The organism is Streptomyces sp. RKAG290, assembly GCF_023701695.1.
In the GTDB taxonomy this organism is placed as follows: Bacteria; Actinomycetota; Actinomycetes; order Streptomycetales; family Streptomycetaceae; genus Streptomyces.
In genome coordinates this window covers 1,742,597-1,764,941 of record NZ_JAJOZC010000001.1, presented here as the reverse complement: position 1 = coordinate 1,764,941, position 22,345 = coordinate 1,742,597, and the positions used below count along the sequence as shown (strand labels likewise).

Sequence of the window (22,345 nt, the reverse complement as noted above, 5' to 3'; positions counted from 1 at the left end):
CTGGACATCGAGGAGATCCGCAGCAGCCGCATCACCTCACGGCTGCAGACCCTCCTCGACACCCTGACCACCCTCCAGAGCGGCGAAACGGGGGTGGCCGCCGTGCGGGACTCGCTCGACGAGGCCTCCGCCGACGACGTCCTCGCCTTCATCGACCAGGAACTCGGCCTCGCCTGACACGGGCACGCTGCCGGCATCTGACCTAAAGGACTCGGTGAGACCGATATGGCCAACGACGAGAAGATCCTCGACTACCTCAAAAAGGTGACCGCAGACCTGCACCGCACCCGGCGCCGCCTCCAGGACGCCCAGGCCGCCGCGCAGGAACCCATCGCCGTCGTGGCCATGGGCTGCCGCTTCCCCGGCGGGGTGAGCACCCCCGAGGAACTGTGGCAGCTGGTCGCCGAGGGCCGCGACGCCGTGTCGGGCATGCCGGACGACCGGGGCTGGGACCTCGACCAGCTCATGGGCGAGGACGCCTCCCAGCCGGGCACCAGTTACGTGCACCAGGGCGGATTCCTCCAGGGCGCGGGCGACTTCGACGCCGGGTTCTTCGGCATCGGCCCCATGGAGGCGGAGGCCACCGACCCGCAGCAGCGCCTCACCCTCGAAGTCGCCTGGGAAGCCTTCGAACGCGCCGGAATCGATCCGGAGACCCTGCGCGGCGGCCGCGTCGGCGTCTACATGGGATCCGGCATCCAGGACTACGGAGACTTCCCCGAAGGCGTACCCGAGGCCGTCGAGGCCTACATGGCCACCGCGCGGGCCGCCTCCGTCATCTCCGGCCGCATCTCCTACACCCTCGGCCTCGAAGGCCCCTCCTTCACCGTCGACACCGCCTGCTCGTCGTCGCTCGTCGCCCTGCACCTCGCCGCACAGGCCCTGCGCCAGGACGAATGCAGCCTCGCACTGGCCGGTGGCGTCATGGTCATGTCGACGCCCGCGCCCTTCGTCGCCTTCAGCAAGCAGCGCGGCCTCGCGCCCGACGGGCGGTGCAAGGCGTTCTCCGACACCGCCGACGGCACCGGCTGGTCGGAGGGCGCGGGCATCGTCCTGCTGGAGCGCCTCTCCGACGCCCGCCGCAACGGTCACCCCGTGCTCGCCGTCGTCCGGGGATCGGCCATCAACTCCGACGGGGCCTCCAACGGCCTCACCGCCCCCAGCGGCCCGTCCCAGCAACGCGTCATCCGCCAGGCGCTCGCCAACGCACGCGTGCCCGGCGCCCACGTCGACGTCGTCGAGGCGCACGGCACCGGCACCACACTCGGCGACCCCATCGAGGCGCAGGCCCTGCTCGCCACGTACGGCCAGGACCGCACCGCCGAACAGCCGCTGCGGCTCGGCTCACTCAAGGCCAACATCGGCCACGCCCAGGCGGCGGCGGGCGTCGGCGGCGTCATCAAGATGGTGATGGCCCTGCGCAACGGCGTGCTGCCCAGGACCCTGCACGTCGACCAACCCTCCACCCACGTCGACTGGACCTCCGGCCACGTCAGCCTGCTCACCGAAGCCGAACCCTGGACGCAGCACGGCCACCCGCGCACGGCCGGCATCTCCGCGTTCGGGCTCAGCGGCACCAACGCCCACGTGATCCTCCAGGAGGCACCGGCGCCGGAACCCGCCGCGACGGGCACCGACAACGGGCCGGGTGCGACCACCGCGACGAGCGAAGGGAACACCGCGCAACCGGTCGAGGGACAGCCGGCCACGGACAGCCGGACGGTCCCCTTCACCGCGCCCGTCACCCCGTACCTCGTCTCCGGACGCAGCGCCGCCTCTCTGCGCGCCCAGGCGGACCGGCTGGCCTCCTTCGTACGTGACGGAGCCGGCGCCGCAGCCAGGCCCGAGGACATCGGCCACGCCCTGATCGCCACCCGCACCGCGTTCGAGCACCGTGCCGTCGTCCTGGACACCGGAGCACTCTCCGGCACGGACGGGAGCGAGCCCACCCCCTTGCTCACCGGCCTGGACGCACTCGCGGACGGCACCAAGGCACCGCACGTGATCCGGGGCACCGCCACCGGCCCCGCCCAGGTCGCCTTCGTCTTCCCCGGCCAGGGCTCCCAGTGGGTCGGCATGGCCGTCGAACTCCTCGCGTCCTCCCCGGTGTTCGCCGACCGGATGCGCGAGTGCGCCGACGCGCTGGCCCCCTTCACCGACTGGGACCTCCTCGACGTCGTCCACCAGCGCCCGGGAGCACCCACCTTCGACGAGGTCGATGTCGTCCAGCCCGTCCTGTGGGCCGTCATGGTCTCCCTCGCGGGCCTCTGGCGTGCGTGCGGTGTGGAGCCCGCCGCCGTCGTCGGCCACTCCCAGGGAGAGATCGCGGCCGCCTGCGTCGCCGGGGCCCTCTCACTGGAGGACGGCGCGCGCGTCGTCGCGCTCCGCAGCAGGATCATCCGCCAGGACCTCGCGGGGCGCGGCGGCATGATGTCGGTCGCACTGCCCTCCGCTGAGGCCGAGTCGGTGCTGAGCGGCTGGGGCGACCGGCTCCAGATCGCCGTGGTCAACAGCCCCGCCTCCACCGTCGTGTGCGGCGAGACGGAAGCCCTCGACGAGCTGTACGCCCACCTGGATGCCCAGGGCGTGCAGGCCCGCCGGATACCGGTGGACTACGCCTCGCACTCGGTGTTCGTCGAGGAGATCCGCGACCGCCTCCTGGCCGAGATAGCCGAGGTGACACCGCGCCCCTCCACCACGACCTTCTACTCCACGGTCACCGGCGGCCCCCTCGACACCACCGCACTCGACGCCGGCTACTGGTACGAGAACCTGCGCCGCACCGTGCGCTTCGAGGACACCACCCGCGCCATGCTCGACGACGGGTTCACCCTCTTCGTGGAGGCCAGCCCCCACCCGGGCCTCTTCATCGCCCTCGGCGAGACCGTCGCCGCCACCTCGGCCACCGCCACCGCCGTCGGCTCGCTGCGCCGGCACAGCGGCGGGCCGGACCGCTTCGCCCTGTCACTGGCCGAGGCCTACGTGCACGGCGCCCCGGTCGACTGGAGCCTGTTCCACGACGCCGCGCCCACCACCCGCGTGGAGCTGCCGACGTACGCCTTCCAGCGCGAGCGCTACTGGGTCACCGCGCCCGCCGGCGCCGGCGACGTGCTGACCGCAGGTCTCGAACCGGCCGGCCACCCGCTGCTCGGCGCCCGGGTCTCGGCCCCGGACACGGACGCGCTCAGCCTGACGGGCCGCCTGTCCCTCGGCGCGCACCCGTGGCTCGGCGACCACCGCGTGGGCGATGACGCGTTCTTCCCCGGCACCGGACATGTGGAGCTCGCGATCTACGCCGGTGACCAGGTCGGCTGCCCGGTCATCGACGAACTGACGCTGGAGACCCCGCTGATCGTCCCCGAACGGGGCGGCGCGGCGGTACGCGTCACGGTCGGCACGGCAGGTGACGACGGCCGCCGCCAGGTGACCGTGCACGCCCGCCCGGAGGACGGCGACCAACCGTGGACCCGCCACGCGACCGGCATCCTCGCGCCTGCGCCCGCGGCCTCGGGGGCGAACGGCTCCGAGAGCGCCGACTGGGCCTCGGGCCAGTGGCCGCCCGCCGGTGCGGAGCCGGTCGACCTGGACGGGTTCTACGACGGCATGGCCGAGGAGGGCCTGCGGTACGGGCCCGCCTTCCGCGGACTGAACGCGGCCTGGCGCTCGGACGGCGACCTCTACGCGGAGGTCGCCCTGCACGCAGGAACCCCGGCGACCGACTTCCAGCTCCACCCTGCCCTTCTCGATGCGGCGTTGCATGGGGTGGCGTTGTCGGGTGCGGTGGGTGAGGGGCTGCGTTGCCGTTTGCGTGGTCGGGTGTGTCGTTGGGTGTGGTGGGTGCGTCGGTGGTGCGGGTTCGGGTGTCGGTGGTGGGTGAGGGCCGGGTGTCGGTGGTGTTGGCCGATGCGGGTGGTGGTGTGGTGGCGTCGGTGGGTTCGCTGGCGTTGCGTGCGGTGGACGGGCAGCGGCGTGCGGTGGCGGAGTCGGGCGTCCGGGGATCGTTGTTCGGGGTGGAGTGGCCCGAGGTGGCGCTGCCGGATACGGGAGCCGTCGAGGTTCTCTCGGTGGGGCGTTGGAGCGAGGTGGCGGGCTCGTCGGACTCGTCGAGTGTCGTGGTGCCGGATGTGGTGGTGTTCGATTCGACCCGCGGCGGCGCTGTTGAGGTGGGGGTTGGTTCGGCGGGTGGTGTGCGGGATGCGGTGTGCGAGGCGTTGGCGGTGGTGCAGGAGTGGTTGAGCGATGAGCGTTTTGGTGAGGCGCGGTTGGTGGTGCGGACGGTAGGTGCCGTGGCGCTGCCGGGCGAAGGTCTGGCGGACGTGGCGGGTGCTGCGGTGTGGGGATTGGTGCGGTCCGCTCAGTCGGAGAACCCGGGACGCCTGGTCCTGCTGGACAGCGCCTCGGGTACCACCGCCGACGAAGCGGTACGGGTGGTGGCCCTGGGCGAATCGCAGGTGGTGGTGCGCGAGGGCCGCGCCCACGTGGGCCGGCTGGTGCGCGCGGCGCAGCCGGCCGATGAGGACGAGAACGAGGGCGTGGAGTTCGGTTCAGCCGGGACGGTGCTGCTTACGGGCGGTACGGGGACGCTGGGCCGGGTGTTCGCACGTCACCTGGTGGTGGAGCGCGGGGTCCGGCGGCTGGTGCTGACGAGTCGGCGCGGTGGCGCGGCCGAGGGCGTGGCGGAGCTGGTGGAGGAGCTCGCGGGCTGGGGCGCCGAGGTCGTGGTGGAGGCGTGCGATGCCGCCGACCGGGCTTCCCTGGAAAGCCTGTTGGGGGCGATTCCGGCGGATCGGCCGTTGGTGGGGGTGGTGCATCTGGCTGGTGTGCTGGATGACGGGGTGATCGGTTCGCTGACGCCGGAGCGGGTGGAGGCGGTGCTGCATCCGAAGGTGGACGCGGCGCTGAACCTGCACGAGCTGACGCGGGGCATGGACCTCGCGGCCTTCGTCCTCTTCTCCTCGGTGGCCGGCACCTTCGGCAACGCGGGCCAGGGCAACTACGCCGCGGCGAACGCGTTCCTGGACGCGCTGGCCACGTACCGCAGAGCAGAAGGACTACCCGCCCACTCCCTCGCCTGGGGCTTCTGGGACGAGGCCAGCGGGATGACCGGCAAACTGTCCGGCGCGGAACGCTCCCGTATCTCCTCCGTCGGCGGCGTCTTCCCGATCTCCTCGGAGAGCGGTGTGGCGCTGTTCGACGCCGCGCTACGGATGACCGCACCGGTGATCGTCCCGGTGCACCTCGACCTCGCCGCCGTACGGGCCCAGGGCGACAGCAGCCGCGAACTCTTCCGCACCCTGGTCCCGGTCGTCACCCGGCGCAGGGCCACGGGGCACGTCGAGGCGAACGGCCTTCAGCAGCGGCTCGCGCGCCTCGCCGAGCCCGAGCGGGAAGCCGCCGTGCTGGAGGTCGTCCTCGAACAGGTCGCCTCCGTCCTCGGCTACAGCTCACTCCAGGCCATCGAGCCGGAGAAGGCGTTCAAGGACCTCGGCTTCGACTCCCTGCGGGCGGTGGAGTTCCGTAACGCGCTGGCCGAGGCCGCTGGGCTCCGTCTCCCCGCCACGGTCGTCTTCGACTACCCCACCCCGGTGGCCCTGGCCCGCCACCTGCTGAGCGAGGTGGCCGGTTCCGACGCTCCCGCGACGGCCCCCGTCGCCGCGGTGAGTCCTGGCCTCGCCGCTCACGCCGACGACCCGATCGTGATCGTGGGCATGGCGTGCCGCTACCCGGGCAACGTCGGCTCACCCGAAGACCTCTGGCAGGCCGTGACCGAGGGCGCCGACCTCATCTCCGACTTCCCGACCGACCGGGGCTGGGACCTGCGGAAGATCTACGACCCGGAAGGCATACGGCCGGACACCAGCTACGTCGCCCGCGGCGGGTTCCTGGACGACGCCCCTGGATTCGACCCGGCGTTCTTCGGCATCAGCCCGAACGAGGCCCTGATCATGGACCCGCAGCAGCGGCTGCTGCTGGAGACGTCCTGGGAGGCGTTCGAACGGGCCGGCATCGACCCGCTCTCCCTCAAGGAGAGCCGGACCGGCGTCTTCGCCGGAATGATGTACCACGACTACGCACACAACGCGAGCACGGGCGGTATCGCCTCCGGCCGGATCTCCTACGTACTCGGCCTCGAAGGCCCGTCGATGACGGTGGACACCGCGTGCTCGTCGTCGCTGGTGGCCCTGCACCTCGCGATCCAGGCGCTGCGTTCGGGGGAGTGCTCCCTCGCGCTGGCGGGCGGCGTCGCCGTCATGTCGGAGCCCGAGGTCTTCGTGGAGTTCAGCCGTCAGCGCGGGTTGGCGAAGGACGGCCGGTGCAAGTCGTTCGCGGGTGCCGCGGACGGTGCCGCCTGGTCCGAGGGTGTCGGCGTGCTGCTGGTCGAGCGACTGTCGGACGCCCGGCGGCTCGGACACGACGTCCTGGCCGTGGTGCGGGGCAGCGCGGTGAATCAGGACGGGGCGAGTAATGGGCTGACGGCTCCGAATGGTCCCTCGCAGCAGCGGGTGATTCGTGCGGCGTTGGCTGATGCGCAGATTTCGTCGGATCAGGTGGATCTGGTGGAGGCGCATGGGACGGGGACCCGGTTGGGTGACCCGATCGAGGCGCAGGCGCTGCTGGCGACGTATGGGCAGGGGCGCCCGGAGGGTGATCCGCTGTGGCTTGGGTCGTTGAAGTCGAATCTTGGGCATGCGCAGGCTGCTGCGGGTGTGGGTGGTGTGATCAAGGCGGTGCAGGCGATTCGGCATGGTGTGTTGCCGAGGACGTTGCATGTGGATGTGCCGACGCCGCAGGTGGACTGGGCTGCGGGTGCGGTGGAGTTGTTGACGGAGTCGCGGGATTGGCCGGAGCGGGATCGGCCGAGGCGTGCGGGTGTGTCGTCGTTCGGGCTGAGTGGCACGAACGCGCATGTGATCGTGGAGCAGGCTCCGGTGGTGGCGGAGCCGGAGACGGGGACCGTCGCTGAGCTGCCGGTGGTGCCGGTCGTGCTGTCGGCGCGGAGCGAGGCGGGCCTGTCTGGTCAGGCCGGGAAGTTGCTGGAGCAGATACGGGCTTCCTCTTCGCTGCTGGATCTGGGTTTCTCGTCGGTGGTGTCGCGTGCGGTGCTGGAGCACCGTGCGGTGGTGGCGGCTTCGGGCCGTGAGGAGTTGGTGCGGGGCCTGACCGCGCTGGTCGATGGCGAGCCGTCGCCGTCGGTGGTGCGGGGCTCCGTGCGGCCGGCGGGCAAGGTCGCGTTCCTGTTCACAGGGCAGGGTGCGCAGCGGCTCGGGATGGGCCGGGAGTTGTACGAGGCGTTTCCGGTGTTCGCGGAGGCGTTCGATGCGGTGGTCGGCGAGCTGGACGCCCGGTTGGGGCGTTCGCTGCGTGACGTGGTCTGGGGCGAGGACGCTGACCTGTTGAACGGGACGATGTTCGCTCAGGCGGGGTTGTTCGCGGTGGAGACGGCGTTGTTCCGGCTGGCGGAGTCGTGGGGTGTGCGTCCGGATTTCCTGGTGGGTCATTCCGTGGGTGAGATCGCAGCCGCGCATGTGGCGGGTGCGGTGTCGCTGGCGGATGCGGCTGAGCTGGTGGTGGCGCGTGGCCGGTTGATGCAGGCGCTTCCCGCCGGCGGCTCGATGGTGGCGGTGGAGGCGACGGAGGCTGAGGTGCTTCCGCTGCTGAGCGGTGAGGTGGGCATTGCGGCGCTCAACGGTCCGCGTTCCGTGGTCGTCTCGGGCGCGGAGGCGGCGGTTGCTGATCTGGTGGAGAAGTTCGCCGGTCAGGGGCGTCGGACGAGCGCGCTGCGGGTGTCGCACGCCTTCCATTCGCCTTTGATGGAGCCGATGTTGGCGGAGTTCGGGGCGGTGGTGGCCGGGCTGGAGTTCGGTGCCCCGTCGATTCCTGTCGTGTCGGGTGTGTCCGGGGACCTGTCGGAGGGTTGGGGCACGCCGGAGTACTGGGTGCGGCATGTCCGTGAAGCGGTGCGGTTCGCGGACGCGGTGTCGTTTGTCGTGTCGCGGGGTGTGACGTCGTTCGTGGAGGTGGGTCCGGACGGTGTGCTGAGCGGGATGGCGCAGCAGTCGGTGGACCCGGAATCGACGTCGCTGTTCGTGCCGTTGGTGCGTAAGGGCCGCCCCGAGGTGTCAACGGCCGTCACGGCGCTGGGTCAGTTGCACGTGGGCGGTGTTCCGGTGGAGTGGGCCCGGTTCTTCGAGGGTTCGGGTGCGCGTCGCGTCGATCTGCCGACGTACGCCTTCCAGCACCAGAACTACTGGATCGTCGGCGAGCAGCGCGGTACGGACCTCGAGTCCATCGGACAGGAATCTGCCGGCCACCCCCTTCTGAGCGCGGTGGTGTCGTCGCCCGAATCGGACAGCGTGGTGCTGACCGGTCGCCTGTCCACCGAATCGCAGCTCTGGCTCGCGGATCACGCAGTCGGTGACACCACGCTCTTTCCCGGCACCGGTTTCGTGGAACTTGCGCTGAGAGCGGCACACGAGGTCGGCTGCACCACTCTGGAAGAGCTGACCCTCGAAACACCGCTGGTTCTTCCGGACCATGGCGGCGTCGCCCTCCAGGTCGTCGTCGGCTCGCCCGATGAGTCCGGCCGGCGAGCGGTCACCATTCACTCGCGCGGCGAGGCGACGGACCTGCCGTGGGTGCGGCACGCCACCGGTTCGCTCGCCGTCGTGGCCGATGCCGTAGGCGTCGAGGACGTGGCGTGGAGCGCGGGGCAGTGGCCGCCGGCGGGCGCGGAACCGGTGGAGCTGGACGACTTCTACGACGGCATGGCGGAAGCGGGGCTGCGCTACGGTCCGTCCTTCCGCGGGCTGAGTGAAGCCTGGCGGACCGACGAGCACGTCTTCGCCGAGGTCGGTCTCCCCGAAGGCATCGAGCCGGGAACCTACGCACTGCATCCCGCGCTGTTCGATGCGGCGTTGCATGGGGTGGCGTTGTCGGGTGCGGTGGGTGAGGGGGCTGCGTTGCCGTTTGCGTGGTCGGGTGTGTCGTTGGGTGTGGTGGGTGCGTCGGTGGTGCGGGTTCGGGTGTCGGTGGTGGGTGAGGGCCGGGTGTCGGTGGTGTTGGCCGATGCGGGTGGTGGTGTGGTGGCGTCGGTGGGTTCGCTGGCGTTGCGTGCGGTGGAGGGGCAGCGGCGTGCGGTGGCGGAGTCGGGCGTCCGGGGGTCGCTGTTCGGGGTGGAGTGGCCCGAGGTGGCGCTGCCGGACACGGGAGCCGTCGAGGTTCTCTCGGTGGGTCGTTGGAGCGAGGTGGCGGGCTCGTCGAGTGTCGTGGTGCCGGATGTGGTGGTGTTCGATTCGACCCGCGGCGGCGCCGGTGAGGTGGGGGTTGGATCCGCGGGTGTGGTGCGGGATGCGGTGTGCGAGGCGTTGGCGGTGGTGCAGGAGTGGTTGAGCGATGAGCGTTTTGGTGAGGCGCGGTTGGTGGTGCGGACGGTAGGTGCCGTGGCGCTGCCGGGCGAAGGTCTGGCGGACGTGGCGGGTGCGGCTGTGTGGGGGTTGGTGCGGTCGGCTCAGTCGGAGAACCCGGGACGTGTGGTGCTGCTGGACGGCGAGCCGGACGACGTGAGTGGTCTGGCCGGCGTGGCACGGGTGGTGGCGCTGAGCGAGTCCCAGGTGGTGGTGCGAGGGAGCCGTGCGCATGTGGGGCGGCTGGAACGTGCCCTGCCGTCTGCGGAGGACACGGGAGGCGTGCAGTTCGGTTCAGCCGGGACGGTGTTGCTTACGGGCGGTACGGGGACGCTGGGCCGGGTGTTCGCACGTCACCTGGTGGCGGAGCGCGGGGTGCGGCGGCTGGTGCTGACGAGCCGGCGCGGTGCCGGGGCCGAGGGCGTGGCGGAGCTGGTCGAGGAGTTGGCCGGTCGGGGTGCCGAGGTGGTGGTCGAGGCGTGTGATGCGGCTGACCGGGAGGCGTTGGCGGGTGTGCTGGGGGCTATTCCGGCGGATCGGCCGTTGGTGGGTGTGGTGCACCTGGCGGGTGTGCTGGACGACGGGGTGATCGGTTCGCTGACGCCGGAGCGGGTGGGGCGGTGCTGCGTCCGAAGGTGGACGCGGCCTTGAACCTGCACGAGCTGACGCGGGGCATGGACCTCGCGGCCTTCGTCCTCTTCTCCTCGGCTGCCGGAGTCCTCGGCAACCCGGGTCAGGGCAACTACGCCGCGGCGAACGCGTTCTTGGACGCGCTGGCCGCGTACCGCAGAGCAGAAGGGCTCCCCGCCCAGTCCCTCGCCTGGGGGCCCTGGGCGGACGGCGGCATGGCGGACAGCCTGCAGAGCGCCGACGCCCAGCGGATGCTCCGGACCGGCATCGACACCCTGTCGGGCGAGGAAGGGACCGCCCTCTTCGACGCGGCCGAGACCTCCGGCAGGGCCGCACTCGTCACCATGCGCGTCGATCTCACCGGACCGGGGGCCCCGGAGCCGGACGACCTGCCCGACCTCTTCCGAGGACTGGTACGGCAGGGTGCCCACAGAACCACCGACGCGTCGGCATCCGGCGCTGCGGCGTTCCGCCGGCGGATGACCGCCCTGACCGACAACGAGCGCGCGGAACAGGTGCTCGACCTCGTACGCGCCCACGCGGCCGCCATTCTCGGGTACGCGGGCCCCTCGGCCATCGAGCCGGACCGGGCGTTCAAGGAGCTCGGGTTCGACTCGCTGGCGGCGGTGGAGTTCCGTAACGGCCTGGCCCAGGCCACAGGGCTGCGCCCACCGGCCACGCTGGTCTTCGACTATCCGAACTCGCGCGCGCTCGCCCAGTACCTCGCGGACGAACTGCGTCCCGATTCCCCCACGGACGAAGAGGCGGTGGGGGAGGAGCGGGTCCGACGCATTCTGCAGGGAATTCCGCTGAGCCGGCTCAGGGACGCGGGACTGATGGAAGTCCTCTTCGAACTCGCCGGCGCTCATGACGAGCCGGTCAATCCGACAGTGGGCATGGATGATCCTTCGCCCGAATCCATCGACTCGATGGATGCCGAGAGCCTGATCAGCATGGCGCTCGACGGTTCCGGCCTTGACGACGCGACGCAGGGAATGTGAGTGCCCCGATGAGTAATTCTGACGAGAAACTGGTCGCCGCGCTGCGGGCGTCGCTCAAGGAGAACGACCGTCTGCGGGCCCACAACAGGAAACTGTCGTCCGCGGCCCGCGAACCCATCGCCATCGTCGCGATGAGCTGCCGTTTTCCCGGCGGTGTCGAATCACCGGAGGCTCTGTGGCAGCTGGTGGACGACGGCATGGACGCCATTTCCGAGTTCCCGGAGAACCGCGGCTGGAACCTCGGTTCTCTTTATGATCCGGACGGCGAACGACAGAACACCAGTTACGTCAACAAGGGCGGATTCCTCCACTCCGCGGACACGTTCGACCCGGTTCCGTTCGGCATCAGTCCGAACGAGGCCCTGATCATGGACCCGCAGCAGCGGCTGCTGCTGGAATGCTCGTGGGAGGCGTTCGAGCGGGCCGGAATCGACCCCGCCACATTGAAGGGCAGCAAGACCGGCGTCTTCGCGGGGATGATGTACCACGACTACGTCCACAACAGCGCTACGGGTTCCATCGCGTCGGGCCGTGTCTCGTACGTCTTCGGCTTCGAGGGGCCGTCGATGACGCTGGACACGGCGTGCTCGTCGTCGCTGGTCGCATTGCACCTGGCGGCTCAGGCGCTGCGTTCCGGCGAGTGCTCGATGGCGCTGGCAGGCGGCGTGGCGGTCATGTCGACGCCTGAGGTCTTCGTCGAGTTCAGCCGGCAAGGCGGCCTGTCCAAGGACGGCCGCTGCAAGTCCTTCGCTGGGTCCACCGACGGCACGAGCTGGTCGGAGGGGGCCGGCGTCCTGCTCCTGGAGAAGCTCTCCGACGCTCGCAGCAACGGCCACCCGGTGCTGGCCGTGCTGCGGGGCAGCGCGGTGAATCAGGACGGGGCGAGTAATGGGCTGACGGCTCCGAATGGTCCGTCGCAGCAGCGGGTGATTCGTGCGGCGTTGGCTGATGCGCAGATTTCGTCGGATCAGGTGGATCTGGTGGAGGCGCATGGGACGGGGACGCGGTTGGGTGACCCGATCGAGGCGCAGGCGCTGCTGGCGACGTATGGGCAGGGCCGGGCGGAGAACGATCCCTTGTGGCTGGGCTCGTTGAAGTCGAACCTGGGTCACGCCCAGGCTGCTGCGGGTGTGGGTGGTGTGATCAAGGCGGTGCAGGCGATTCGGCATGGTGTGTTGCCGAGGACGTTGCATGTGGATGTGCCGACGCCGCAGGTGGATTGGGCTGCGGGTGCGGTGGAGTTGTTGACGGAGTCGCGTGCGTGGCCGGAGCGGGATCGGCCGCGTCGGGTGGGTGTGTCCTCGTTCGGGCTGAGCGGGACGAACGCGCATGTGATCGTGGAGCAGGCTCCGGTGGTGGAGGAGCCGGAGGTGGACGCCGTCGCTGAGCTGCCGGTGGTTCCGGTGGTGCTGTCGGCGCGGAGCGAGGCGGGGCTGTCGGCGCAGGCCGGGAAGTTGCTGGCCCGGCTGGGAGAGTCCAACTCTCCCTCTCTGCTGGATGTGGGTTTTTCGTCGGTGGTGTCGCGTGCGGCGCTGGAGCATCGTGCGGTGGTCGCGGCGGCGGACCGTGAGGAGTTGGTGCGGGGTCTGACGGCGCTGGCGGAGGGTGGTGTCGCGGCGTCGGTGGTGCGCGGGTCGGTGCGGCCGACGGGCAAGGTCGCGTTCCTGTTCACGGGTCAGGGTGCGCAGCGACTCGGCATGGGCCGTGAGCTGTATGAGGCGTTTCCGGTGTTCGCGGCGGCGTTCGATGCGGTGCTCGTGGAGTTGGATGCCCGGTTGGGGCGTTCGTTGCGTGACGTGGTCTGGGGTGAGGACGCCGGTCTGTTGAACGGGACGATGTTCGCTCAGGCGGGGTTGTTCGCGGTGGAGACGGCGTTGTTCCGGCTGGCGGAGTCGTGGGGCATGCGTCCGGACTTCCTGGTGGGTCACTCGGTCGGCGAGATCGCGGCCGCGCACGTGGCAGGCGTGCTTTCTCTGGCGGATGCTGCTGAACTGGTCGTGGCGCGTGGCCGGTTGATGCAGGCGCTTCCCGTCGGTGGATCGATGGTGGCGGTGGAGGCGACGGAGGCTGAGGTGCTTCCGCTGCTGAGTGGCGAGGTGGGCATTGCGGCGCTCAACGGTCCGCGTTCCGTGGTCGTCTCGGGCAAGGAGTCCGCGGTTCGCGAGCTGGTTGCGACGTTCGAGGACCAAGGCCGTCGGACGAGCACGCTGCGGGTGTCGCACGCCTTCCATTCGCCTTTGATGGAGCCGATGTTGGCGGAGTTCGGGGCGGTGGTGGCCGGGCTGGAGTTCGGTGCCCCGTCGATCCCAGTGGTGTCGGGTGTGTCCGGGACCTGTCGGAGGGTTGGGGCACGCCGGAGTACTGGGTGCGGCATGTGCGGGAAGCGGTGCGGTTCGCGGACGCGGTCTCGTTCGTGGTGTCGCGGGGTGTGACGTCGTTCGTGGAGGTGGGTCCGGACGGTGTGCTGAGCGGGATGGCGCAGCAGTCGGTGGACCCGGAGTCGGCGACGGTCTTCGTGCCGTTGGTGCGTAAGGGGCGTCCCGAGGTGGCCACGGCCGTCACGGCGCTGGGTCAGTTGCACGTGGGCGGCGTCGCGGTGGACTGGGCCAGGTTCTTCGAGGGCTCTGGTGCGCGCCGCGTCGAGCTGCCGACGTACGCCTTCCAGCGCGAGCGGTACTGGATGGAAGCGGAACTCGGCGGACTCGACGCCGGCTCGCTCGGCCTGGGCATCACTGATCACCCGCTCCTCGGTGCCTCCATCGCTCTGGCGGAAGCCGACGAGATGGTGCTCACCGGAAGGCTCTCTCTTGCCACCCAGGCCTGGATCGCCGATCACGGCGTGCTGGGGAGCGTGCTGCTGCCCGGCACAGCCTTCGTCGAGCTGGCGGTCAGAGCAGGCGACGAGGTCGGATGCGACCTCCTGGAAGAGCTGACGTTGCAGGCGCCACTCGTGATTCCCGAGCAGGGCGGCGTCGCGATTCAGGTGGCGATCGGCGCAGCCGATCCGACGGGGCGACGTTCGGTCGGCGTGTACTCACGAGGCGACGGCGGCGGCGCCGGGTACGGACCGTGGACCCGTCACGCGGAAGGCATCCTCGCCACGGGCGCGGAGACGCCGGTCGCGGACCTGTCCGAGTGGCCGCCGAAGAGCGCTACGGCGATCAGCGTCGAGGGCGCCTACGGCCTCCTCTCTGAGCGCGGCTACGGCTACGGGCCGGTGTTCCAGGGGCTCAAGGCCGCCTGGACCTCAGGCGAGGAGCTGTACGCGGAGGTCGCACTGCCGGACTCGGCGCACGACGACGCCCGTCGCTTCGGCTTGCACCCCGCTCTGCTCGACGCCGCCATGCACGTGGCGCTCATCGATGACGGTTCGGGTACCGACGAGTCGACCGTGCTGCCTTTTGCCTGGACCAACGTGGCTCTTCACGCGGCGGGGGCATCGGCTCTTCGCGTACGGATCGCGCCGGCCGGGCAGGACAGCGTGTCGGTCCTGGTGGCCGACGGGGCAGGCCGGCCGGTTCTCAGCGTCGGGGCGTTGGTCTCCCGTCCGGTGTCGGTGGAGCAGTTGGCTGGGTCGGGTGGGGGTGGTGGGTTGCATGAGGTGGTGTGGCGGCCTTTGGCGGCGGCCGGGGTTGGGGTTGGTGAGGGTGCCGGTGTGGTGGAGCCGGTGGTGTTTGAGGTGCCGGTGGTGTTTGAGGTGCCGGTGGTGGGTGTGGATCCGGTGGTGGGTGTGCGGTCGGTGTTGGGTGGGGTGCTTGAGGTGGTGCAGGGGTGGCTGGCTGATGAGAGGGCTGGGGACGGTCCGTTGGTGGTGGTGACCCGGGGTGGTGTGTCGGTGGGCACGGACACGGGTGTGGATGTGTGTGTGGCGCCGGTGTGGGGTTTGGTGCGGGCGGCTCAGGCGGAGAATCCGGGGCGGTTCGTGCTGGTGGATGTGGATCCTGCGGGTGGTGTGTTCGGGATGTTGCGGGTGTGGTGCTGGCTTCGGGTGAGCCTGAGGTTGCGGTGCGTGGGGGTGAGGTGCTGGTTCCGCGTCTGGTGGAGGTGCCCGCTGGTGACACGAAGGCGCAGGCGCTGCCGGCCGTTGTGGGTGACGGTGTGGTGCTGGTGACGGGTGGTACCGGTGGTCTGGGTGGTCTGGTGGCCCGGCATCTGGTGGAGACGCATGGGGTGCGGCGTCTGGTGCTGGCGGGCCGTCGCGGCCTGGAGGCTCCCGGGGTCGAGGAACTGCTGGCCGAGCTCGCTGAGTTGGGTGCCGAGGTGTCGGTGGTGGCGTGTGACATGTCCGACCGTGACGCGGTGGCCGGTCTGGTCGAGGGTGTGGGTGCGGATCTGGTGGGTGTGGTGCATGCGGCGGGCGCGGGTGACAACGGTCTGGTGGGGTCGATGGATGGGGCCCGGTTGGATCGGGTGTTGGGTGCGAAGGCGGATGGTGCGTGGTATTTGCATGAGTTGACGCGTGGGCGTGAGTTGGCGTTCTTCGTGTTGTTCTCGTCGGCGGGTGGTTCGGTCCTGGCGGCGGGGCAGGCGAATTATGCGGCGGCGAATGTGTTCCTGGACGCGCTGGCCGTGCAGCGCCGCGCGGAAGGTCTGCCGGCCACGTCTCTGGCGTACGGGTTGTGGGCTGGTGCGGGGATGGGGGAGTGGTTGGGTGAGGCTGATCTTGAGCGGATGAGGCGTCAGGGTTTGCCGGCGTTGGAGCCGGCGCAGGGTCTGGCGTTGTTCGATGCGGGGCTGGCTTCCGGCCGGGCCGCTCTGGTCCCGTTGCCGATCGATGTGGCCGCACTCCGTACCCGTACCGACACCATCCCCGCACTCCTGCGCGACCTCGCCCCCACCAGCAGGCGACCCGCTGTGCGTGCGGTGGCCGGAGCCGGTGACGGGCAGGAGCTGCTGCGCAGTCTGGCGGGGCTCGCGGACGACGAGCGGTCCCGCAAGCTGCTCGACATGGTCCGCGGCCGCGTGGCCAAGGTGCTGGGCCATGCGTCGGCCCATGCCATCGAGGCGGATCGGCCCTTCCAGGAGCTCGGCTTCGACTCGCTCAGCGCGGTGGAACTCCGTAACGAACTGAACCTGACGACCGCGCTCCGGCTCCCCGCGACGCTGGTCTTCGACTACCCGACCTCACGGGCCGTGGCGGGGTACATCGACGGCGAGCTCGACGGAAGCGGGGCGCGGGAGGCCGAGCAGCCGAGCAGCAGTCCCGCCGCCCGCGAACTGGACGACGAGCCGATCGTCATCGTGGGCATGGCGTGCCGCTACCCGGGCGGAGTGACCTCGCCCGACGACCTGTGGGACCTGGTCGCCGAAGGCCGCGACGCGGTTTCGGGCTTCCCGCGCGACCGGGGCTGGGACGTCGAGGGTGTGTACGACCCCGAGCCGGGTGTGCCGGGCAAGACCTACGCGAACGAGGGAGGCTTCCTCTACGAGGCCGGCGACTTCGACCCGGCGTTCTTCGGTATCAGCCCGAACGAGGCCCTGATCATGGACCCGCAGCAGCGGCTGCTGCTGGAGGCGTCATGGGAGGTCCTGGAACGCGCGGCGATCGATCCCCGCTCCCTGAAGGGCACCCGGACCGGCGTCTTCGCGGGCCTCATGTACCACGACTACGGCCAGGGAACGGAGGCCGCCGCGACCATGGGCGGCAGCCTGGTGTCCGGTCGCATCTCCTACACGCTGGGCCTTGAAGGGCCTTCTCTGACGGTCGATACGGCGTGCTCGTCGTCACTGGTGGCGCTGCATCTGGCGGCTCAGGCGCTGCGTTCGGGCGAGTGCTCGATGGCGCTGGCAGGCGGTGTGGCCGTGATGTCCACCCCGGACATGTTCGTGGAGTTCAGCCGTCAGCGCGGGTTGGCGAAGGACGGCCGGTGCAAGTCGTTCGCGGGTGCCGCGGACGGTGCCGCGTGGTCCGAGGGTGTCGGTGTGCTGCTGGTCGAGCGGCTGTCGGACGCCCGGCGGCTCGGGCACGAAGTCCTGGCCGTGGTGCGGGGCAGCGCCGTCAACCAGGACGGGGCGAGTAATGGCATGACGGCGCCGAATGGTCCGTCGCAGCAGCGGGTGATCCGTGCGGCGTTGGAGAGTGCCGGGCTGTCGTCCGCCGATGTGGATCTGGTGGAGGCGCATGGGACGGGGACCCGGTTGGGTGACCCGATCGAGGCGCAGGCGTTGCTGGCGACGTATGGGCAGGGGCGCCCTGAGGGTGATCCGTTGTGGCTGGGGTCGTTGAAGTCGAACCTGGGGCATGCGCAGGCTGCTGCGGGTGTGGGTGGTGTGATCAAGGCGGTGCAGGCGATTCGGCATGGTGTGTTGCCGAGGACGTTGCATGTGGATGTGCCGACGCCGCAGGTGGATTGGGCTGCGGGTGCGGTGGAGTTGTTGACGGAGTCGCGGGTGTGGCCGGAGCGGGATCGGCCGAGGCGTGTGGGTGTGTCGTCGTTCGGGCTGAGTGGGACGAACGTGCATGTGATCGTGGAGCAGGCTCCGGTGCTGGAGGAGCCGGAGGCGGTGACCGTCGCTGAGCTGCCGGTGGTTCCGGTGGTGTTGTCCGCGCGGAGTGAGGCCGGGCTGTCGGCGCAGGCCGGGAAGTTGCTGGAGCAGATAGGGGCTTCCTCTTCGCTGCTGGATCTGGGTTTCTCGTCGTTGGTGTCGCGTGCGGTGCTGGAGCATCGTGCGGTGGTCGCGGCGGCGGATCGTGAGGAGCTGATACGGGGCCTGACCGCGCTGGTCGATGGCGAGCCGTCGCCGTCGGTGGTGCGGGGCTCCGTGCGGCCGACGGGTGCCATGGCGTTCCTGTTCACGGGGCAGGGTGCGCAGCGGTTGGGGATGGGCCGGGAGTTGTACGAGGCGTTTCCGGTGTTCGCGGAGGCGTTCGATGCGGTGGTCGGCGAGCTGGACGCCCGGTTGGGGCGTTCACTGCGTGCCGTGGTCTGGGGCGAGGACGCTGACCTGTTGAACGGGACGATGTTCGCTCAGGCGGGGTTGTTCGCGGTGGAGACGGCGTTGTTCCGGCTGGCGGAGTCGTGGGGCGTGCGTCCGGACTTCCTGGTGGGTCACTCGGTCGGTGAGATCGCGGCCGCGCACGTGGCAGGCGTGCTGCCCCTGGCGGACGCCGCTGAACTGGTCGTGGCGCGTGGTCGGTTGATGCAGGCGTTGCCGGCTGGTGGCTCGATGGTGGCGGTCGAGGCGACGGAGGCCGAGGTGCTTCCGCTGCTGAATGACGGCGTCGCCGTGGCTGCTGTGAACGGTCCGCGTGCGGTGGTTGTCTCGGGTACGGAGCGGGCGGTTGCCGAGCTGGTTGCGACGTTCGTGGACCAAGGCCGTCGGACGAGCACGCTGCGGGTGTCGCACGCCTTCCATTCGCCTTTGATGGAACCGATGTTGGCGGAGTTCGGGGCGGTGGTGGCCGGCTTGTCGTTCGGTGCCCCGTCGATTCCGGTGGTGTCGAACGTGACGGGTGAGGTGTCGCAGGAGGTCGCGACGCCGTCGTACTGGGTGCGGCATGTCCGGGAAGCGGTGCGGTTCGCGGACGCGGTCCGCTTCCTGGAGGACCAGGGCGTCACCTCCTACGTCGAGCTCGGCCCCGATGGTGTCCTGAGCGGAATGGCGCAGCAGTCCGCACGCTCGGAGTCAGCTCTCTTCGTGCCGTTGGTGCGCAAGGGCCGTCCCGAGGTGGCCACGGCCGTGACGGCGCTGGGTCAGTTGCACGTGGGCGGTGTTCCGGTGGAATGGGCCCGGTTCTTCGAGGGTTCGGGTGCGCGTCGCGTTGATCTGCCGACGTATGCGTTTCAGCGTGAGCGTTTTTGGTTGGAGTGTGTGGGTGGTGGTGATGCGGGTGGTTTGGGTCAGGTGGTGGTTGATCATCCGGTGTTGGGGGCTGCGGTGGCGTTGCCGGATTCGGGTGGTGTGGTGTTGACGGGTCGGTTGTCGGTGGAGGGGATGGGGTGGTTGGCGGATCATGTGGTGTTGGGGTCGGTGTTGTTGCCGGGTGCGGCTTTTGTGGAGTTGGTGGTGCGGGCTGGGGATGAGGTGGGTTGTGGGGTGGTGGAGGAGTTGACGTTGCGGGCGCCGTTGGTGCTTCCGGAGCGTGGTGGGGTGGCGTTGCAGGTGGTGGTGGGTGGTCCGGATGAGGTGGGTGGTCGTTCGGTGCGGGTGCATTCGCGTCGGGAGAGTGCTGGGGCGGGTGCGGGGTGGATGTTGCATGCGGATGGTGTGCTGGGTGGTGGTTCGGGCGGGTCGGTGCCGGCGTTCGACCTCACCGAATGGCCCCCGCCCGGCGCGACCCGGGTGGAGGTCGCCGACATGTACGACCTCCTGTTCGAGCGTGGCTACGGTTACGGGCCGGTGTTCCAGGGGCTCAAGGCGGCCTGGACCGTCGGAGAGGACATCTTCGCCGAGGTCGAACTTGACGACTCCGCACACGCGGATGCCAAGCGGTTCGGGCTGCACCCCGCGCTTCTCGACTCCACCATGCATGCCCTCGGACTCCGAGCGGCCGAGCTCGAATCCGGTTCGGCGGGTGACGACCGTCCCGCGCTTCCCTTCTTCTGGGAGGGCGTCCGCCTCTTCGCGTCCGGTCCGACCGCGCTGCGCGTACGCCTCACAGGGTCCGGCGTCGACACCGTGTCCCTGGCGATGGCTGACGCCGCCGGAGCACCGGTCCTGTCGGTTGACGGACTGACACTGCGTCCGGTGTCGGTGGAGCAGTTGGCTGGGTCGGGTGGGGTGGTGGGTTGCATGAGGTGGTGTGGCGGCCTTTGGTGGCGGCCGGGGTTGGGGCGGTTGAGGGTGCTGGTGTGGTGGAGCCGGTGGTGTTTGAGGTGCCGGTGGTGGGTGTGGATCCGGTGGTGGGTGTGCGGTCGGTGTTGGGTGGGGTGCTTGAGGCGGTGCAGGGGTGGCTGGCTGATGAGAAGGCTGGGGACGGCCCACTCGTGGTGGTGACCCGGGGTGGTGTGTCGGTGGGCACGGACACGGGTGTGGATGTGTGTGTGGCGCCGGTGTGGGGTTTGGTGCGGGCGGCTCAGGCGGAGAATCCGGGGCGGTTCGTGCTGGTGGATGTGGATCCTGCGGGTGGTGTGTTCGGGGATGTTGCGGGTGTGGTGCTGGCTTCGGGTGAGCCTGAGGTCGCGGTGCGTGGAGGTGAAGTGCTGGTTCCGCGTCTCGTGGAGGTGCCCGCGGGTGACACGAAGGCGCAGGCGCTGCCGGCTGGTGTGGGCGAGGGTGTCGTATTGGTGACGGGTGGTACGGGCGGTTTGGGTGGCCTGGTGGCCCGGCATCTGGTGGAGACGCATGGGGTGCGGCGTCTGGTGCTGGCGGGCCGTCGCGGCCTGGGAGCCCCCGGCGTTGATGAACTACTCACTGAACTGGCGGAGTTGGGCGCCGAGGCGTCGGTGGTGGCGTGTGACATGTCCGACCGTGACGCGGTGGCCGGTCTGGTGGAGGGTGTGGGTGCGGATCTGGTGGGTGTGGTGCATGCGGCTGGCGCCGGGGACAACGGTTTGGTGGGGTCGATGGATGGGGCCCGGTTGGATCGGGTGTTGGGTGCGAAGGCGGATGGTGCGTGGTATTTGCATGAGTTGACGCGTGGGCGTGAGTTGGCGTTCTTCGTGTTGTTCTCGTCGGCGGGTGGTTCGGTCCTGGCGGCGGGGCAGGCGAATTATGCGGCGGCGAATGTGTTCCTGGACGCGCTGGCCGTGCAGCGCCGGTCGGAAGGTCTGCCGGCCACGTCTCTCGCCTACGGGTTGTGGGCTGGTGCGGGGATGGGGGAGTGGTTGGGTGAGGCTGATCTTGAGCGGATGAGGCGTCAGGGTTTGCCGGCGTTGGAGCCGGCGCAGGGTCTGGCGTTGTTCGATGCGGGGCTGGCTTCCGGCCGGGCCGCTCTGGTCCCGTTGCCGATCGATGTGGCCGCACTCCGTACCCGTACCGACACCATCCCCGCACTCCTGCGCGACCTCGCCCCCACCGCCACCAGGCGGCGCAGTGCCGGGAGCAGGACGGATGCGACGTCTCTGCGGCAGCGATTCGCGCAGGCCGATCAGGCCGGGCAGGAGGCACTCCTCAGGACGCTCGTCATGGAGCGCGCGGCCGCGCTTCTCGGCCACAGCAGCGCGGACGCCCTCGACGCGGAACGGGACTTCCTGGAGACCGGATTCGACTCGCTGAGCGCGATGGAACTCCGTAACACGCTGATGAAGGACACCGGACTGCGCCTTCCTCCGATGGTGGTCTTCGACAGCAAGAGCCCGGCGGAGCTCGCCCGGCTGCTTCATACGGAACTCCTGGCGGCAGGCCCCGTCCCGGCCGACGACGCCGACGCGGCGAGGTCCTCCGCAGCGGCGGCGCCCGAGGGGCCCCGCGGGACGGAGAGCGGAGGCGTACCCGGCGGGGCCGGGGGAGCCTCGGCCGGCCGGGAGCCCGAGACGCTCCGCGACCTGTTCCATTCCGCCGTCGTCTCGGGCCGCGCGGACAAGGGGTTCGCGCTCCTCCAGGCGGCCGCCGACGTCCGGCCCGGCTTCGGCTCGGTGGACGAGATCGACCGGCTGCCCGCGGCGGTCCGTCTCGCGGACGCCGCCGAGGGGCCGCATCTCATCTGCCTCAGCACACCGATGGCCACGGGCGGTGTCCACCAGCACGCGCGTCTGGTGTCCCACTTCGGAGGCAGGCACAAGATCTCCGCGCTGCCCGTCCCCGGATTCCACGCGGGCGAGAGCCTGCCCACCTCGTCCACCGCGGCCGTCCAGGCACTCGCCAAGAGCGTGCTGGACACGGCGGACGGGAAACCGTTCTTCCTGCTCGGGTACTCGTCCGGAGGCACCCTCGCCTACGCCACCGCCGGATACCTGGAACGGGAGTGCGGGGTGCGCCCGGCGGGCGTCATCCTGCTGGACACGTTCAAGGTCCACGACGGCGGGAGTGACGGCGTCCCCCTCGACGGCCTCGCACTCGGCATGTTCGACAAGGAAGCGGTGTTCGGCCGGTTCGACAGCAGCAGGCTCTCCGCGATGGGCCGCTGGGTCGAACTGGTCCCGCAGCTCCCCCTCACCCCGGTCGAGGCCCCCGTGCTCTTCGTCCAGTGCACCCAGTCGTTCGTGCCGGACGGGGACGACGCGTCCCCCGACCTGGTCAGTGGCCGTGCAGAGCCCTGGGAGCCCACCCACAGCCTGCGGACCGTGCGCGCCAACCACTTCACCCTCGTCGAGGACCGTGCCGAGGAGACCGCGCACGTCATCGACGAGTGGCTGGCCTCGAACGAGACGGCGGCCGACGCCGTAGCGACCGAATGACCGAAGGCGTCCGGCCCCGACGGGCCGGCCG

5 protein-coding genes and 4 pseudogenes are annotated in these 22,345 nt (G+C 70.3%); 8 read left to right on the top strand and 1 reads right to left on the bottom strand.

Features of this window, described 5'->3' with window-relative positions; translation table 11 throughout:
* Window positions 1-36: 36 nt before the first annotated feature.
* The gene (locus LNW71_RS07465) at window positions 37-186 is read right to left on the bottom strand and encodes a hypothetical protein (protein WP_250967508.1); all 150 of its coding nucleotides are present in this window, start codon (window positions 184-186) and stop codon (window positions 37-39) included.
* Between the two features lie 78 nt (window positions 187-264).
* Between LNW71_RS07465 and LNW71_RS36450 the strand changes: the two genes are divergently transcribed.
* From LNW71_RS36450 to LNW71_RS07440, 8 genes and pseudogenes are all read left to right on the top strand, one after another.
* Window positions 265-4,236, top strand: coding sequence for a type I polyketide synthase (locus LNW71_RS36450; protein WP_374119512.1), 3,972 nt, complete (start codon window positions 265-267; stop codon window positions 4,234-4,236).
* Window positions 4,125-5,546 (top strand): annotated as a pseudogene (locus LNW71_RS36870) (beta-ketoacyl reductase); the annotation flags it as partial. The gene LNW71_RS36450 and the pseudogene LNW71_RS36870, both read left to right, overlap by 112 nt.
* A 162-nt stretch (window positions 5,547-5,708) precedes the next feature.
* Window positions 5,709-10,183 (top strand): annotated as a pseudogene (locus tag LNW71_RS36445) (type I polyketide synthase); the annotation flags it as partial.
* A 66-nt stretch (window positions 10,184-10,249) separates the two neighbouring features.
* Window positions 10,250-11,035: a beta-ketoacyl reductase gene (locus LNW71_RS36440; protein WP_308294561.1), complete on the top strand. Its 786-nt coding sequence runs from the start codon at window positions 10,250-10,252 to the stop codon at window positions 11,033-11,035.
* Between the two features lie 8 nt (window positions 11,036-11,043).
* Window positions 11,044-14,975: pseudogene (locus LNW71_RS36865) on the top strand (type I polyketide synthase); the annotation flags it as partial.
* A gap of 32 nt (window positions 14,976-15,007) precedes the next feature.
* Entirely contained in the window at window positions 15,008-19,972 is a 4,965-nt protein-coding gene (locus LNW71_RS36425) for a type I polyketide synthase (protein WP_374119364.1), read from the top strand.
* Window positions 19,858-20,130: pseudogene (locus tag LNW71_RS36860) on the top strand (hypothetical protein); the annotation flags it as partial. The gene LNW71_RS36425 and the pseudogene LNW71_RS36860, both read left to right, overlap by 115 nt.
* Before the next feature lie 45 nt (window positions 20,131-20,175).
* Window positions 20,176-22,314, top strand: coding sequence for a type I polyketide synthase (locus tag LNW71_RS07440; RefSeq protein ID WP_250967507.1), 2,139 nt, complete (start codon window positions 20,176-20,178; stop codon window positions 22,312-22,314).
* The last annotated feature ends 31 nt before the right edge of the window (window positions 22,315-22,345 follow it).